Annotated in this window: 14 protein-coding genes; all 14 read right to left on the reverse strand. The window is 66.2% G+C overall.

Going from position 1 to position 14,369, the window contains the following annotated elements:
- Window position 1: 1 nt before the first annotated feature.
- Entirely contained in the window at window positions 2-1,687 is a 1,686-nt protein-coding gene (locus tag QW881_RS11915) for a tannase/feruloyl esterase family alpha/beta hydrolase (protein WP_315759252.1), read from the reverse strand.
- A gap of 92 nt (window positions 1,688-1,779) precedes the next feature.
- Window positions 1,780-3,096 carry an adenylate/guanylate cyclase domain-containing protein gene (locus QW881_RS11920; protein WP_315759250.1) on the reverse strand — a complete coding sequence of 439 codons (1,317 nt, stop codon included), beginning with the start codon at window positions 3,094-3,096 and terminating at the stop codon, window positions 1,780-1,782.
- 39 nt (window positions 3,097-3,135) lie between these two features.
- Window positions 3,136-4,293, reverse strand: coding sequence for an ABC transporter permease (locus QW881_RS11925; RefSeq protein WP_315759248.1), 1,158 nt, complete (start codon window positions 4,291-4,293; stop codon window positions 3,136-3,138).
- Window positions 4,290-5,228, reverse strand: a complete 939-nt coding sequence (locus tag QW881_RS11930; RefSeq protein ID WP_315759247.1) for an ABC transporter ATP-binding protein — start codon at window positions 5,226-5,228, stop codon at window positions 4,290-4,292. The genes QW881_RS11925 and QW881_RS11930 overlap by 4 nt, the downstream gene beginning before the upstream one ends.
- The gene (locus QW881_RS11935) at window positions 5,225-6,016 is read right to left on the reverse strand and encodes an efflux RND transporter periplasmic adaptor subunit (protein ID WP_315759246.1); all 792 of its coding nucleotides are present in this window, start codon (window positions 6,014-6,016) and stop codon (window positions 5,225-5,227) included. Before QW881_RS11935 ends, QW881_RS11930 begins: the two co-directional genes overlap by 4 nt.
- A complete protein-coding gene (locus tag QW881_RS11940) occupies window positions 6,013-6,687 on the reverse strand; it encodes a TetR/AcrR family transcriptional regulator (RefSeq protein ID WP_315759245.1) in 675 nt (224 codons plus the stop codon). The genes QW881_RS11935 and QW881_RS11940 overlap by 4 nt, the downstream gene beginning before the upstream one ends.
- Window positions 6,688-6,810: 123 nt before the next feature.
- Window positions 6,811-8,091 carry an alpha-glucosidase/alpha-galactosidase gene (locus tag QW881_RS11945; RefSeq protein ID WP_315759244.1) on the reverse strand — a complete coding sequence of 427 codons (1,281 nt, stop codon included), beginning with the start codon at window positions 8,089-8,091 and terminating at the stop codon, window positions 6,811-6,813.
- Between the two features lie 97 nt (window positions 8,092-8,188).
- Window positions 8,189-9,214, reverse strand: a complete 1,026-nt coding sequence (gene adhP / locus QW881_RS11950; RefSeq protein ID WP_315759243.1) for an alcohol dehydrogenase AdhP — start codon at window positions 9,212-9,214, stop codon at window positions 8,189-8,191.
- A 122-nt stretch (window positions 9,215-9,336) separates the two neighbouring features.
- A complete protein-coding gene (locus tag QW881_RS11955; protein ID WP_315759242.1) occupies window positions 9,337-9,750 on the reverse strand; it encodes a DUF2000 family protein in 414 nt (137 codons plus the stop codon).
- Between the two features lie 125 nt (window positions 9,751-9,875).
- The gene (locus QW881_RS11960) at window positions 9,876-10,280 is read right to left on the reverse strand and encodes a DUF4189 domain-containing protein (protein ID WP_315737425.1); all 405 of its coding nucleotides are present in this window, start codon (window positions 10,278-10,280) and stop codon (window positions 9,876-9,878) included.
- A 227-nt stretch (window positions 10,281-10,507) separates the two neighbouring features.
- Window positions 10,508-12,112 carry a molybdopterin-binding/glycosyltransferase family 2 protein gene (locus tag QW881_RS11965; protein ID WP_315759241.1) on the reverse strand — a complete coding sequence of 535 codons (1,605 nt, stop codon included), beginning with the start codon at window positions 12,110-12,112 and terminating at the stop codon, window positions 10,508-10,510.
- Window positions 12,109-12,810, reverse strand: a complete 702-nt coding sequence (locus QW881_RS11970; protein WP_315737423.1) for an XdhC family protein — start codon at window positions 12,808-12,810, stop codon at window positions 12,109-12,111. Before QW881_RS11970 ends, QW881_RS11965 begins: the two co-directional genes overlap by 4 nt.
- A gap of 2 nt (window positions 12,811-12,812) precedes the next feature.
- Window positions 12,813-13,136, reverse strand: coding sequence for an XdhC family protein (locus tag QW881_RS11975; RefSeq protein ID WP_315737422.1), 324 nt, complete (start codon window positions 13,134-13,136; stop codon window positions 12,813-12,815).
- A gap of 13 nt (window positions 13,137-13,149) precedes the next feature.
- Window positions 13,150-14,355, reverse strand: a complete 1,206-nt coding sequence (locus QW881_RS11980) for a VWA domain-containing protein (protein ID WP_315759240.1) — start codon at window positions 14,353-14,355, stop codon at window positions 13,150-13,152.
- Between the last annotated feature and the right edge of the window lie 14 nt (window positions 14,356-14,369).

The following is a 14,369-nucleotide window of genomic DNA, read 5'->3' on the forward strand; positions in this document are numbered from 1 at the left end:
CTCACTCCACTGCGCAGGTGAAGGATGACGCCTGCTCGATGTCGCCGCCGACGTATTTGGCGAATTTTGGCCACGGGCACAGCGGCCGCGTTCGCTGCGGGCTCCATGTCGATGGGAGCTCCTTGTTGGCCGCATTGACCGAGGCCGTGATCGCCTCCGGCGTCTTGCCCTTTTCGACCCAGTCCATCAGCGCGCCCAGCGCATCGAACTTCTCCAAGGTGACGCCGCCGCCGCAATGGGTCTCGCCGGGCAGCGCAAACAGCCGCGCGAACGTATCGGCCTTGCCCTGCACATTGGCATTGAGCTTCTCGTACCAGCGGACGGTGTCGTTGATCGAGAACACCGGATCGGCCTGGCCGTGATAGATCAGCATCTTGCGGGCGCCGCCCTGGAACGCCGGCAGGGTCGGGTTGTCGACCGCGGGCGGGGCCATGAAGTCCATTGCAGACTCGGTGAATGGACCTTCCTTGGCGTAGATCTTCGGTGCGTCCTTGTCGAAATCATAAGTCTGCAGCTTCTCGACGAGCTTGTCGGGCGAGCCTTCGATCTCGACCGGCGGCGTCGAGAAGATGTAGTTGAGCGAGGCGCCGCCCATGGTGGCAATGATCGGAAGGTTGTTCCACGGCGCCACCGGGCTTTCGACCTTCCAGGCGCGCCAGTTGCCGGTGCCGACCCCACCATCCACCGGCCAGTCGGAATACAGCGGCTCGCCCTTCGAATTGTGCGGGCCCGCGAAGACTTTCTTCAAAGCATCGACCTTGGCGGCCGGCAGGCAGGCCTCGGTCGCACCAGCGGCGCAGCGGAGGCTGTCGAAATTGAACGCTTTCTGGCACGCCTTCAGGTTCGCCGTCAGCCCATCCTTGGCGCCGTCGAGCCCGTCGCAGACCTCCGTGATCTTGGAAGCGATCAGCTTGGCATCCTCCCGCGTGATCGACTTGCGGATGTCGACGTCGGCCTTGGTCAGCGCCTGCACGTCCCAGGCGTGCTGCACGGCAGCGCGCGGCAGGTTGAAGCCGGGATTGCCGACCAGGAAGCCGTCATACTGCTCGGGCATGCGCTCGGCGGCCACCATGGTGTGGCGGCCGCCATTAGAACAGCCGGCGATGTAGGAATAGTCCGGCTTCCTGCCGTAATGCGCCGAGATGATCGCCTTCGCGATCGGCGCCAGCGTGATGTCGGCCGAATAGCCGTAGTCGCGGCGCGCCTGCGGATCGAGCCCGAAAGCTGAGCCGGACGCAAGCCCGCGCGGCTTGTTGGCGGGATCGTTACCGGAGTGGCCGCTGTCCGACGACAGCACGGCAAAGCCGCGGGCGAGCGGCGTCACACCGCCACCGACGAGACCGTCGGCCTTGTCGCCGAGCGCCGGCACCACGACGCCATCATTGCCGCCATTGACCTGGTGCAGGAAGCGGCCGTTCCACGTCTCCGGCAGCCGCATCTCGAACTGGATCGCATACGCATGGCCGTCGACGCCGGTGCGCTCGTTGACCTTGCCGGACAGAATGCAATGCCGCGGCAGCCCGTCGGCGGCCTCCTGCAGCTTCGATCCCGTCAAGGCCAGCCCCGGAACCTTCAACGCCTCGGCCGTCACCTTGCTACAGGCAACATCCTCAGCCCGCACCGCCTCCAGGCCGGCTGCGCACACGATGCCTGCTGCGGCCAAAAACGACGCCCCGGTTCGGATCATGCGTTCCCCCTGATGATGCTTCTCGTTGGGGGCAGTTAAACGCGGAGACCATCCAATGTAAATCTCCGACATCGCGCGACGGGTCGCCTGCGTCAGTGCAATTGCCAGATCTCGAACGGCCGGTCGTAGCCGCGCACCGACACCGCGCCGTGGAAGACGGCGTCGCGCGCCCCCTCGCCGGCCGCCTGCCGCACCTCGCTCGAGATCAGGAGTTGCGAATCGAACTCCTTGTTCAGCGCCTCCAGCCGCGAGGCGAAGTTCACGGTGTCACCGATGACAGTGTACTCTTTGCGCCGCGGCGAGCCGATGCTGCCGGCGACCACCTCGCCGAGATGAAGACCGATCCCGATCCGCAGCGGCCAAGACGACATCGCGTTGACGCGCTCCATCGCGGCCACCATCTCGCGCGCAGCCACGACCGCCTGCACGGCGGCATCGCGCGACTCGAACGGCGCGCCGAACAGCGCCAGGAAGCCATCGCCGAGGAACTTGTTCACGATACCGCCATGGCGCTCGAGTATCTCGACCAGCACCGCGAACGCGCCATCGAGGCGATCGACAACCTGCTGCGGCGTCTTCGACCGCGCCGCCGCGGTGAAGCCGCGGAAGTCGACGAACATCACCGCGACCTCGTGGATGTCGCGCGCCTCCGCCGTCCCCTCCTTCATCAGGCGCTCGACGACCTGGGGCGAGACGTGCTGGCCAAACAAATCCGTGACGCGGTCGCGCGCCGACGCGGCCTCGATGCTCGCCGCGAACTGGCGTCGCAGCTGCACGCTGACGGCACCGGCGAGCATCCCGCACAACAGGATGATGAAGCTGCGCTCACCGTGATAGTAGATCTCCGGATTCTGGCTGAGATCGATCGAAGGCCGGTCGAACAACGCCACCACCAGCAGCTCCACCGCGGCAACCAGACCGGTGAAGCTCGACAGCCAGAAATCGAGACGAAGCGTCGAGAGAACGATGAAGATGAAATAGACCAGCGGCGCGCCGAAGCCCAGCGCCTTGTCGTGGCCGATGCCCTCGATCTGCAGGATGAGGACGAACGTTGGCAGCGAGGTCTCGACCAGGGCGCTGACATAGCGCCAGATCACCGGCACGTCCCGGCCGTGGCGGATGTCCGCCTTGATCCTGAACAGGATGAGAGTCTCGAAGCTGATGAATGCGACGATGATCGCGTAGACGTAGAGGACCCCGATCCGGCTCGGCCAGATCCACTCCGAGATCCTGGGCTCGAAGATTTCGACCAGCACCGACATCACGAGAAACAGAGCCGCAGTGGCGATCAGCGCCCTCACGCGCAGCAGCTCGGTGTTCAACGTCTGACGCATCAGCGCCTGGTCGAACTCGGCCGGCGCTGCCGCCGGCGCTTCGTTCGCCTGTCCTGCTCCTCCCACGATCTGCATCTTGCCTCAGCCGTTCCTGCTCCCGGTCGCCATTGTGCCTCAATCGAGGGTGCGGCGGAAGCGCAGGACGGCGACCGTCATGGCGAACAGCATGAGACCGAACAGGGCGATCGTATCATGCTGCAGGTTCTGGAGCGTCGAGCCCTTGAGCATGATGGCGCGGACGATGCGCAGATAATGCGTCAGCGGCAGGCATTCACCGAGCACTTGCGCCCATTGCGGCATTCCGAGGAAGGGAAACATGAATCCGGACAACAGGATGCTCGGCAGGAAGAACATCATCGAGAGCTGCATCGCCTGCAGCTGGTTCTGCGCCAGCGTCGAGAACGTGTAACCGATCGAGAGGTTGGTGGCGATGAACAGAGTCGAGAGCAGCGCCAACAACAGCAGGTTGCCCATGATCGGAACGCCGAACAACAGGACGCCGATGCCGATGATGATCGTCGCCTGCAGGAAGCCGACCATGACATAGGGGATGATCTTGCCGAGCATGACCTCGACCGGCTTGATCGGCATCGACAGCAGGCTCTCCATCGTGCCGCGCTCGATCTCGCGCGTCACCGAGAGCGCGGTGAAGATCAGCATGGTCATGGTCAGGATGGTGCCGACGAGGCCCGGCACGATGTTGAGCCGCGACGAGGCCGCCGGGTTGTAGCGCGCGTGGGCCCTGATCTCGAACGGCGTCGTGACGGGATTGCCGGTGTAGAGATCGTGCGCGAGCGCGGTCTGCACGATCATGCCGAGCGAGGACAGCGCCGATGACGCCGCGACCGGATCGGTCGCGTCGGCCGCGACGAGCAAGGCCGGTCGGTCGCCGCGGCGGACCGCGCGCTCGAAGCCGCGCGGGATCTCGACGCCGAACAGGACCTTGCCGGACAGCAGGAGATCGTCGAACTCGGCGACGCTGCTGACCTCCCGGGTGAAGCGGAAATACGCGGTGTTCTCCATCGCCTTCAGGATCGAGCGGCCGAGATCGCTGTCCTCCTGCAGCAGCACCGCCGCCGGCAGATGATGCGGCGTGGTGTTGATCGCGTAGCCGAACAGCATCAGTTGCATCACCGGGATCATCACGATCATCGCGAACGAGACCCGGTCGCGCTTGAGCTGGATGAACTCCTTGACCAGCATCGCGTAGGTGCGCCGCCAGAAGCCGAAGCGGGACTCGGGAGATGCCTGGTGGACGGCCGCGTCGCTCATTGGAAGTTGTCCCGTGAGCGGTTCATCAGGTCGATGAAGACGTCCTCGAGCGAGGGCGCGGCGGGCTGCCAATGCAGATCAGCCTTGTCGCGCCAGGACGCGATCGCGGCGTCCAGCGCGTTGCGGTCGCGGCCGGACACGTGCAGGCTGGTGCCGAACGGCGCCACCATGTCGACACCCGGCTTGCCGGTGAGATCAGCCGTGAGTTCGCGCAGATCATCGCCGCTCACCGTGTATGTGGTAAGCGCCGATTGCGCGATCACCTCGGAGACCGTGCCGTGCGCCAGCAGATGACCATAGGCGATGTAGGCGATCTCGTGACAGCGCTCGGCCTCGTCCATGTAGTGGGTCGAGACGAGCACGGTCAGCCCTTCGCCGGCGAGCGCGTGGATCTCGTTCCAGAAATCGCGCCGCGCCTTGGGATCGACGCCGGCTGTAGGCTCGTCGAGCAGCAGCAATTGCGGGTTCGGCAGGGTGCAGGCCCCGAGCGCCAGCCGCTGCTTCCAGCCGCCCGACAACTCGCCGGCGAGCTGCCGCTCGCGGCCGGCAAGCCCGAGCCGCTGCACCATGTCGCGCGCGGCCTGGCGCGGATTGGGCATGCCGTAGAGGCGCGCGACGAATTCGAGGTTCTCCCGCACCGACAGGTCCTGATAGAGGCTGAAGCGCTGCGTCATGTAGCCGACCAGGCGCTTGATCTTGTCGGCATCGCGGCGGATGTCGAAGCCGAGGCAGGTGCCCTCGCCTCCGTCGGGTGTCAGCAGGCCGCACAGCATCCGGATGGTCGTGGTCTTGCCCGAGCCGTTCGGGCCGAGAAAGCCGTAGATCGAGCCGCGCTTCACTTGCATCGACAGATCATGCACGACCTCGCGGCCGTCGAAGGATTTGGTCAATCCCTGGACGTCGATCGCGATCTCGGCGGGACCCGTTCCGTTCATTGCTTGTCCGCCACCGGGGTCTTCGGATCAGGCGTCTTGGAGCGCGGATAGATGCTGACGGGTTGGCCGACGCGCAGCGCGTCCGGCCGCAACGGCCGCGCCTGGATCAGATAGACGAGCTTGTTGCGCTCATCGAGGCTGTAGATCACCGGCGGCGTATATTCCGCCGAGGTCGCGAGGAAATAGATTCTGGCCGTCAGATCATCAGCGCAATTGTCGCAGATGACGCGGACCTCGTCACCGATCGCGAGCTTCGGCAGATCAGGCTCGGGCACGTAGAAGCGCAGCTTCATGTTGCCCGGCGGCATGATCGACAGCACCGGCCGTTGCGCCGCGACCATCTCGCCCTCGCGGAAGTAGATCTGCTGGATGGTGCCCGCGACCGGCGCCACGCCCTTGCGCCGTGCCAGCCGCGTCTGCGAGGTCACGAGATGGGCCTCGGCGACGCGCAGCGCCGAAACGGCGGAGTCGAGCGTCGCCTGCGTCCCCGCGCCCGTCTTGCTCAGGGCCGCGGCGCGGTCATAGGTCTGCTGCGCATTGGCCAGCGTCGCCTTGGTCTGGTTGAGATCGGCCTGCTGCAGATCGTCGTCGACCGAATACAAGGGATCACCGACCTTGACCACGTCGCCCTCATGCACGTTCAGCGTCGTGATCCGGCCCGCTTCGTCCGGGCTGACGAAGATCATGTCGGCCTCGACCCAGCCTTGATAGCCGGGATCGCGCGTCTCCTTGCAGCCGTTGAACGTGAAGGCCGTGACCAGCACGGCAAGGCAGTGCAGCAGACTCATGTCGGCCTCCTCGCGCCAAAGATCAGATCGAGATGGGTCTGCAGCATCGCTTCGGCGTCGAGCGGCGCATGTCGCTCGAACAGGCTCTTCCAGAGCACCGCAACCATCATCGGCGCGATCATCAGTTGCGGGTGTTGCACCAGCTTGGGCTCGCATATCTCGCCTCTGGCGATCCCGAGCTGGATCAGGGCGCGCATGGCCACGAGACCGCGGGAAACGACCTCGCGGTAGTAGAAGTCGGCAATCGCGGGAAAACGAGGCCCCTCGGAAATGATGAGCCGCACGAGATCACCGCGCCGGGTGCCGGCGACCTCCTGGAGAAACATCCGCGCCAGGGCTTCGACCATGTCGCGCACCGAGCCGCCGGCAGGCGGCGGTGCGGCAAGACGGCCGACGAAGGGCACGATCGCGGTCCGGATCAATTCCTCGAACATCGATTCCTTGTCCTTGAAGTGCAGATAGATGGTGCCCTTGGCGACGCCGGCCCGCTTGGCGATGTCGTCCAGCCGGGTCGCCGCGAAGCCTCGGGCGATGAACTCGTCCATCGCCGCCTGCACGATCGCCGCGCGGCGCTCGGCGGAGCGATCCGCCCGGCGCGACGCGGGAGCTCCCGCGTCCGCTGGCTTGACGGGCGCAACTCTGCTCCCGGACAATTTCGAAGGTTTCAGCATCGAACAACTATGACTGACTGGTCAGTCATTGTAAAGAGACCTTGCAGAGGCTGGTCCTCGGCGCGCGTCAGAAGCCCTACCCGAGAGCGCGCGGAGCCCCCTCGTCAGACGAAGCCGACGCGATCACGCGCAGGACCTGATGTAAGGCCGATTGATCTCCCAGAGTTCGTCCACGATCTGGCGCGCAGCGGCGGCCGAGTTGACGACGGGATCGATGAGCAGCGCCTGCAACGCGAGGTCCTTGGAGGCAGTCATGGCCGCCTGCACCGCCAGTTGCTGAACCTGAACCTGGACCGACATCAGCTTGGCGACGGCATCTGGAATCGGGCCCAGCGAAACCGGATGGATGCCGCCGCGATCCGCGACAACAGGCACTTCGACAGCAGCCTCAGCAGCCAGGTTGGGAATGACGTGACGATTCTGCACGACGCCGGACTCGATGACCTGCCTGCGATCGTGCAGCACCGAGCCGATGACGGTGACCGCGCGCTCTCCGGACGGCATTCGCCACCAGCCCGGCATGCCGGCTCTGCCCGCCAGGACCTCGTCGATCTGCCGGATCAGCCTGGCCCGCTCCGCCTCGTCCCCTGCAAAGTTGTACCCGCCCTCGCCCGCTTCCCAGCCATAGGCGAGATACTCGCCGACATGGCCGTCGCCGCAGCCCAGCCAGAAGCCGAAGTCGCGCAACAGCGCCCGCGTCAGCGGCGCGACCTTGGGGTCGTGGCTCCCAGCCTTTTCGCGGAGCAGTGGATAGAGATCGGCCCCGGTGTCGCGATCCCGGATCTGCATGAGACATTGGAAATGGTTGAGCCCGGCGCCCCACACGTCCACACGCTCCTCGGCCAGTCCCAGAATGGAAGCCACCTGGCTGCGCGCGATGAAGATGCCGTGGCACAGGCCGATATGCGCGAGGCGGCTGTGAAGCCCCAGCGCGAGGATGATGCGGCTCTCGGGATTGGAGAAGTTGATGAATAGCGCGTCCGGACAGCGCCGCTCCATCTCGCGCACGAAGTCGAATACGACCGGCAAGGTGCGCAGCGTGAAGAACAATGCGCCCGGCCCGCCATTCTCGCCCAGCGTGTGACGGATGCCGTATTTGCGCGGCACCTCGAAATCGAGCTTCCATAGGCGGTTGCGGTCGATCGCGGTGGCATGGATCACGAAGCCGGCGCCGTCGAGCGCCGCGCGCCAATCCGTGGTCGCCTCGATCTTGAGGCCGGCGCCGGAGAGGTCGTTGAGCAGCCGGGCCAATGCTTCCGACCGGGCAAGCCGGGTCGGGTCGCGGCCGACCAGCACGAGTGTAGAACCCGCGAGATCATGCGTCGAGAACAGGTCCCGGAACACGCTGAGTCCAAAGGACGCGCTGCTCGCGCCGAGGAAGACGATCTTGGTGACGGCTGCCATGAACAATTTGTGCCAGCGCCGCGCGTCCCCATGCCTGATCCAGATCAAACCGCCGCCCCAATGTTGGGCACGGCGGCGCGTCAATCGGTCTTGCTGATCAGCCGAAGTCGAGCACCACGCGACCGTCGATCTTGCCGGCCTTCATGCGGTCGAAGACGGTGTTGATCTCCGACAATGGCGCCGTGGTCACCTCGGCCGTCACCTTGCCGTCCGCGGCGAACGCGATGGCTTCGTCGAGATCACGCCGGGTGCCGACGATCGAGCCGCGCACGGTGATGCGCTTCAGCACGACATCGAAGATCGGCGTCGGGAATTCGCCCGGCGGCAAGCCGACCAGGCTGACCGTCCCCTTGCGGCGGACCATGTGCAGCGCTTGGGCGAATGCCGACGTCGACACCGCGGTGACCAGCACGCCATGCGCGCCGCCGCCGGTGATTGCGATCACCCGCTCCACGGCATCCTTGTCGAGCGCGTTGACGGCGTGCTCGGCGCCGGCCTCCAGCGCGAGTTTCAGCTTGTCCTCGGCGATGTCGAGACCGATCACCTTCAGCCCCATCGCCTTCGCATACTGGATCGCGACATGACCGAGGCCGCCGACGCCGGAGACCACCACCCACTCGCCCGGCCGCGTGTCGGTCTCCTTCAACCCCTTGTAGGTCGTGACGCCGGCGCAGAGGATCGGGGCGATCTTGGCGAAGTCCACATTGGCCGGCAGGCGCGCGGCGAACGCCGCGGATGCGATCACGTATTCGGCGAAGCCGCCGTTCACGCTATAGCCGGTGTTGTGCTGGTGCTCGCACAAGGTCTCCCACGCGGTCTCGCAATATTCGCAGCGCAGGCAGGCATCGTGCAGCCACGCCACGCCGACGGCATCGCCGACCTTGAAGTCGGTGACGCCGGGCCCGAGCGCGGCGACGATGCCGGCCGCCTCGTGACCGGGGATGAACGGCGGCACCGGCTTCACCGGCCAATCGCCGGAGGCGGCATGAAGGTCGGTGTGGCAGACGCCGCACGCCTTCACCCTGACCAGAAGCTCGCCCGGCCCCGGCGCAGGAATCGGAACGTCCTCGATGACCAGCGGCTTGCCAAAGGCTTTGACGACGGCGGCTTTCATGGTCTGCATCTGTCTGCTCCTCATGTCGCGGCGCAAACTAACGACGTCGGCGTATTCCGGTCTTGATCGGCATCAAGCCGCGCCGCTGCATGAAGTAACAGTTTGATGACAGCGCAATGTGCCCGTGGCTGTCAGGCGTGAAATTTGAGTCCGTCGACGACCTTGTCGACCACCTTGCGCTCCGCACGAAACGCCAATCCCACCAGATTGAGATCGGTGCGCGCCACCGCCTTCACGGCATCACGGTTGGCCTCGTCATGCGTGGTCTTGAACATGTCCTCGGTGTAGAGCGCCGGCTTCACGCTGCGCGACAGCGCGCGATCCAGAGCACGCGCCAACGCTGCACGATCCGGCGCGCCGTAGATCAGGATCGGCTGCCCGATCAACGCGTGATACAGGGTTGCCGAGCCGTCCTCATAAGGCGCGCCGATGCATTCGGGAAATGCAGCGGCGATGCCGCTGGAAAGAAACGCCGCGACGTTCAGCTTCTGCCAGGCTTCGAGATCGTTGCGAATGATCAGCGCGATCTTGGTGTCGAATTGCATGCCACTTCCAGAGTTCGATGTCATCGAACGCTCAGAATAGCCGAGCCGCTCTCGAGGTGAAGCATCGAAATGAAAGCGCGGACGAGCAACCCCGGCAGCCCATCCTCTGAGACATCAGGCTCAGATCAGCCCTTGGCGTCGCACACCCAGGCGCGGATGACACATTCCTTGCCGCCATATTTGTAGCATTCCCGGGTCGCCTCGTTGAGCGTGGTCGAGATCGTCGGCCGAACAGCATAGCCGTGGGCGCCGCAGGGATTGGTGAGATCGACCGCGAACGCGGCGCAGGCCTTCTTCATCGTCACCGCGGTGCAGTCGCCCTTGCACTGCTTGAGCGCCGCGGCCTTGGCGAGATGCTCCGCCGGATAGTCGAACGCCTGGCCATAGGCGGCGCACCGGCCAATGGCGAACGCGCCGGCGGCATGCGCCGGGCTGATGGCGCCGTAGCTCGCGATGCGCGCAACGCCAACGAGAACGGTCAATCCAAATGCAAACAGCGCGACACGGCGCGCAGCAGTCGAAGCGATCACTTTTTCCTCCCCCGAGGCCCAATGTCGGCAAATCTAGCCGGGGGTCGTTGAAACTTGGTGAATGGGAGGTTGAGGGCTCGTCTCGTGACCATGGGGAGCGTGCATCGTGCGTAGCCGGGATGGGCGGACGCCGGCGCCCGAAAGGGCGCAAGGCGGGAGCGATATCCAGGTCTCACGAGCTGCGCGTGTGAACCCGGATGTCGCTGCGCTCATCCGGGCTACGGTCGTCAGCCGCGCCGCGCGGCTTCCAGCGCCTGCGGCGTGTCGATGTCGAGGAAGGCGCTGTTGCCGTCGACCGGCACCTCGGCGACGGCCTCGGTGTGCTTGGCGATCAGGTGCCGCGCGCCGACGTCACCGTCCAGCGTCATCAGCTCGGCGAAGAAGCGGCGTGACCACAGCACCGGGTTGCCGCGGCGTCCCTCGGACACGGGCACGACGATCAAATTGCCGCGATCGGGCGCGAACGCGCCGATCAGACGGTCGAGCAGATCCGAGGACACCATCGGCATGTCGCCCAGGCACACGACCGCGCCATCGACGCCCTCAGGCACCGCGGCAATGCCTGATTTCACCGAGCTCGCGAGGCCGCCGGCGAAATCCGGGTTGCGGACGAAGCGGACGTTGAGGTCTGACAGCGCCTGCTCGACCAGCTCGGCCTGATGACCGGTGACGACGATGACCTCACCGGCCTTGGAGGCCAGCGCCTGCTCGGTCACGATGCGAACCAGCTTCTTGCCGTCGAGCTCGGCCAGCAGCTTGTTCGGCCCTCCCATGCGGGTCGAGCGTCCCGCAGCCAGCACGACCGCGGCGACCTTGCGTTCGCCCTCGGCCTCCGGCTTGGCGCGCGGCTGCGGCCGTGTCACGATCTCCATGAGGAGGCCGCCCACGCCCATGGCCGTGAGCTCGGCGCGGGTGACCTTGATGCCGGCGAGCAGCCGCATCAGCACCCAGTCGAAACCGTTCTCCGCCGGCGAACGGGCGCAACCGGGGGCGCCGAGCACCGGCACGCCGGCGGCGCTACCGATCAAGAGCAGATTGCCGGGATCCACCGGCATGCCGAAATGCTCGATCTCACCGCCGATGCCGGTGATCGCGGCGGGAATGACGTCGCGGCGGTCGGCGATCGCGGACGCGCCGAACACGATGACGAGCTCGGCGCCCAGCGCCAACAGCTCCCTGATCGCAGCGGCCAGCGCGGCCTGCTCGTGCGGCACGCGGCGCTCCGCGATGATGGTGGCGCCGGCCGGCGCGAGCCGCTCTGCGGTGACGCGCAGCGTCTTGTCGATGACCTTGGGTGCGAGCCCCGGCAGAAGCGTCGAGACGACGCCGACGCGCTTGATCACATAGGAGGCGATGCTGAGCGCACCCCTGCCCGCCGCAGCGACGGCGGCATCGCGCAGACGGCCTTCGACGCCGAACGGGATCAGCTTGACGGTGCCGACCATCTCGCCTTCGACCACCGGCTTGAAGGCCGGCAAGGTCGCAAAGGTGATGGCCTCGTCGACTCCGTTGATGCGCTCGACGGCGGCGCGGTCGATCATCAGCACGCCGGCCTGCGCCGCGAACAGATTGGCGCGCCCGGTGAAGGCGCGATCGACGTGAATGCCTTTGCCTGCGACGACCTTCGCGACGTCGGCAGCCGCCTCGTCCTCCGAGACATCGCCCGCCTCGAGCCGGACGACCACGATCTCCTTGACGCCCTCTCGGGCCAGCGCCTCGACCTCGGCGGGACCGATCAGCGTGCCCTTCTTCAGCACCAACGATCCCTTGCGCAGGGTGTGCACGGTCACCCCGCCGATCGCTTCAGTCGGACTGGCAGGACCGAACTTCATGCCGCCTGCTCTTTCTCCTTGGCCGGCAGCCGCAACGTGGCGGTGATCTCGGCCATGATCGAGACCGCGATCTCCGACGGCGACACCGCGCCGATGGCGAGCCCGATCGGCGCATGGATGCGGGCGATGTCGGCGTCGCTGGCGCCTTGGGCGCGCAGGCGGTCGCCGCGCTTGGCATGCGTCTTCCGTGAGCCGAGCGCGCCGATATAGAAGCAGTCGCGCGAGAACGCGTGCAACAGCGCCGGATCGTCGATCTTCGGATCATGCGTCAGCGCGACAAAGGCCGTGTAGTGATCGACATTGAGCGGCGGCAGCGCCACGTCGGGCCATTCAGCGATCAGCGGCACGTCGGGGAAGCGCTCGGGGCTGGCGAAGGCCGTGCGCGGATCGACGACGGTGACGTCATAGCCGAGCGACTTGGCGATCGGTGCCAGCGCCTGGCTGATATGGACGGCGCCGATGATCACGAGCTTGGCCGTCGGCGCGTAGACGTTGAGGAACAACCGCTTGCCGCCCACCTCGACCATGCCGCTCTTGCCCATCCGCAGTTGCGTTGCGAGCTCGTTGCGCAAGGGATCGGCGGCGATGTCGGCGGCCTTGACCAGACGCTGCTCGCCGGAGGCGACGTCGGTGACGAGAATGGCCGCGCGGCGCGCGGCGCGTTCGGCATTGAGTTCGGCCAGCGTGGCGAGCTGCATGATCAGCCCACCTTCTCGACGAAGACGCGGATGGTGCCGCCGCACGACAAGCCGACATTCCAGGCGGTCTCGTCGGCAACGCCGAACTCCAGCATCTTGGGCTGGCCGCTGGTGATCACGTCGAGCGCCTCGGTAACGACAGCGCCCTCCACGCAGCCGCCGGACACGGACCCTAAGAACGTGCCCTCGTCGTTGATCACGAGGTTGGACCCGACCGGGCGCGGCGCCGAGCCCCAGGTCTCGACCACGGTGGCGAGCGCCACGCCGTGACCGGATTTGTGCCAATCCTCGGCGGCCTTGAGGATGTCTTCGTCGCGGTTGAGCATGACTATCTCCTTCTCAGGCGGCGGGCCGGATCGCGCTGCGCTGATGCGGCGGCAGCGGCGACGACAGCGCCGAGATCAGCGTCCCGATCGAGGTCAAGTTATGTACCGGGCGGAATTCGTCAACGTGGGGCAGCATGGTTTTGATGCCCTGCGCCTTCGCCTCGAAGCCGGAATAGCGCAGCAGCGGATTGAGCCAGATCAGCCGCCGGCAGGAGCGGTGCAGCCGGTCCATCTCGAAGGCGAGCTTGCTGTCGGCCTCGCGCTCGAGCCCGTCGGAGATCAGGAGCACGATCGCGCCCTGCCCGAGCACGCGGCGCGCCCACTGCTTGTTGAAGGTCTGCAGCGAGGTGGCGATCCGCGTGCCGCCGGCCCAGTCCTCGACATTGGCCGAGCAGCTCGCCAGCGCCTCGTCGGGATCGCGCTGGCGCAGCGCCCGCGTCACGTTGGTCAGCCGCGTGCCGAACAGGAATACCGAGACGCGCTTGCGCGCATCGGTAATGGCATGCAGGAAATGCAAGAACAGGCGGGTGTACTCGCTCATCGAGCCGGAGATGTCGAGCAGCGCCACGATCGGCGCCGGCTTCTCGATCCGCCCCAGGCGATGGAAGTTGATGATCTCGCCCTCGGTGCGCAGCGCCTGACGCAGCGTCTTGCGCATGTCAATGCGATGGCCGCGCGGATCGGCGGTGTGGCGGCGGGTCTTCAGCTCGGCCTGCGGCAGCCGCATCTTGGCGATGGCGCGCGCGACCTCGGCGATCTCCGCCGCGCTCATCTGGGCAAAGTCCTTCTTCTGCAGCACCTCGCGGTCGGACACCGACAGCCGCAGGTCCTGCTCCTGGGCCTTCGGCTCCTCATGGGTCTGCGGCCGCGACATCGCCTCCTGGACCCGGCGCGAGGCCGGCGGCGGCTTCTTCTTGGCGTGGTCCGGCAACGGCACCGAATCGAGCATCGACTTCCATTCCTCGGCGGGACGGAAGAACAGGTCGAAGGCCTGGGCGAAGATCAGCGCATGCTCGTGGCGCTTGACGAAGATCGATTCGAGCGTGGTGAAGACGTCGGACCGCTTGCCGATGTCGATGACTTCGAGGGCCGTCATGGCATCGATGACGGCGCCCGGCCCGACGGGAAGGCCGGCGGCGCGCAAGGCCCGCGCAAAGCCCGCAATGTTGTCGGCGATGCCGCCGGTCGGCGGCGCGAGGTGATTGATGGGCGTGGGCATCGGTCTATCCCCTC

It is taken from the genome of Bradyrhizobium sp. SZCCHNS3016, assembly GCF_032484535.1.
Lineage (GTDB): Bacteria > Pseudomonadota > Alphaproteobacteria > Rhizobiales > Xanthobacteraceae > Bradyrhizobium.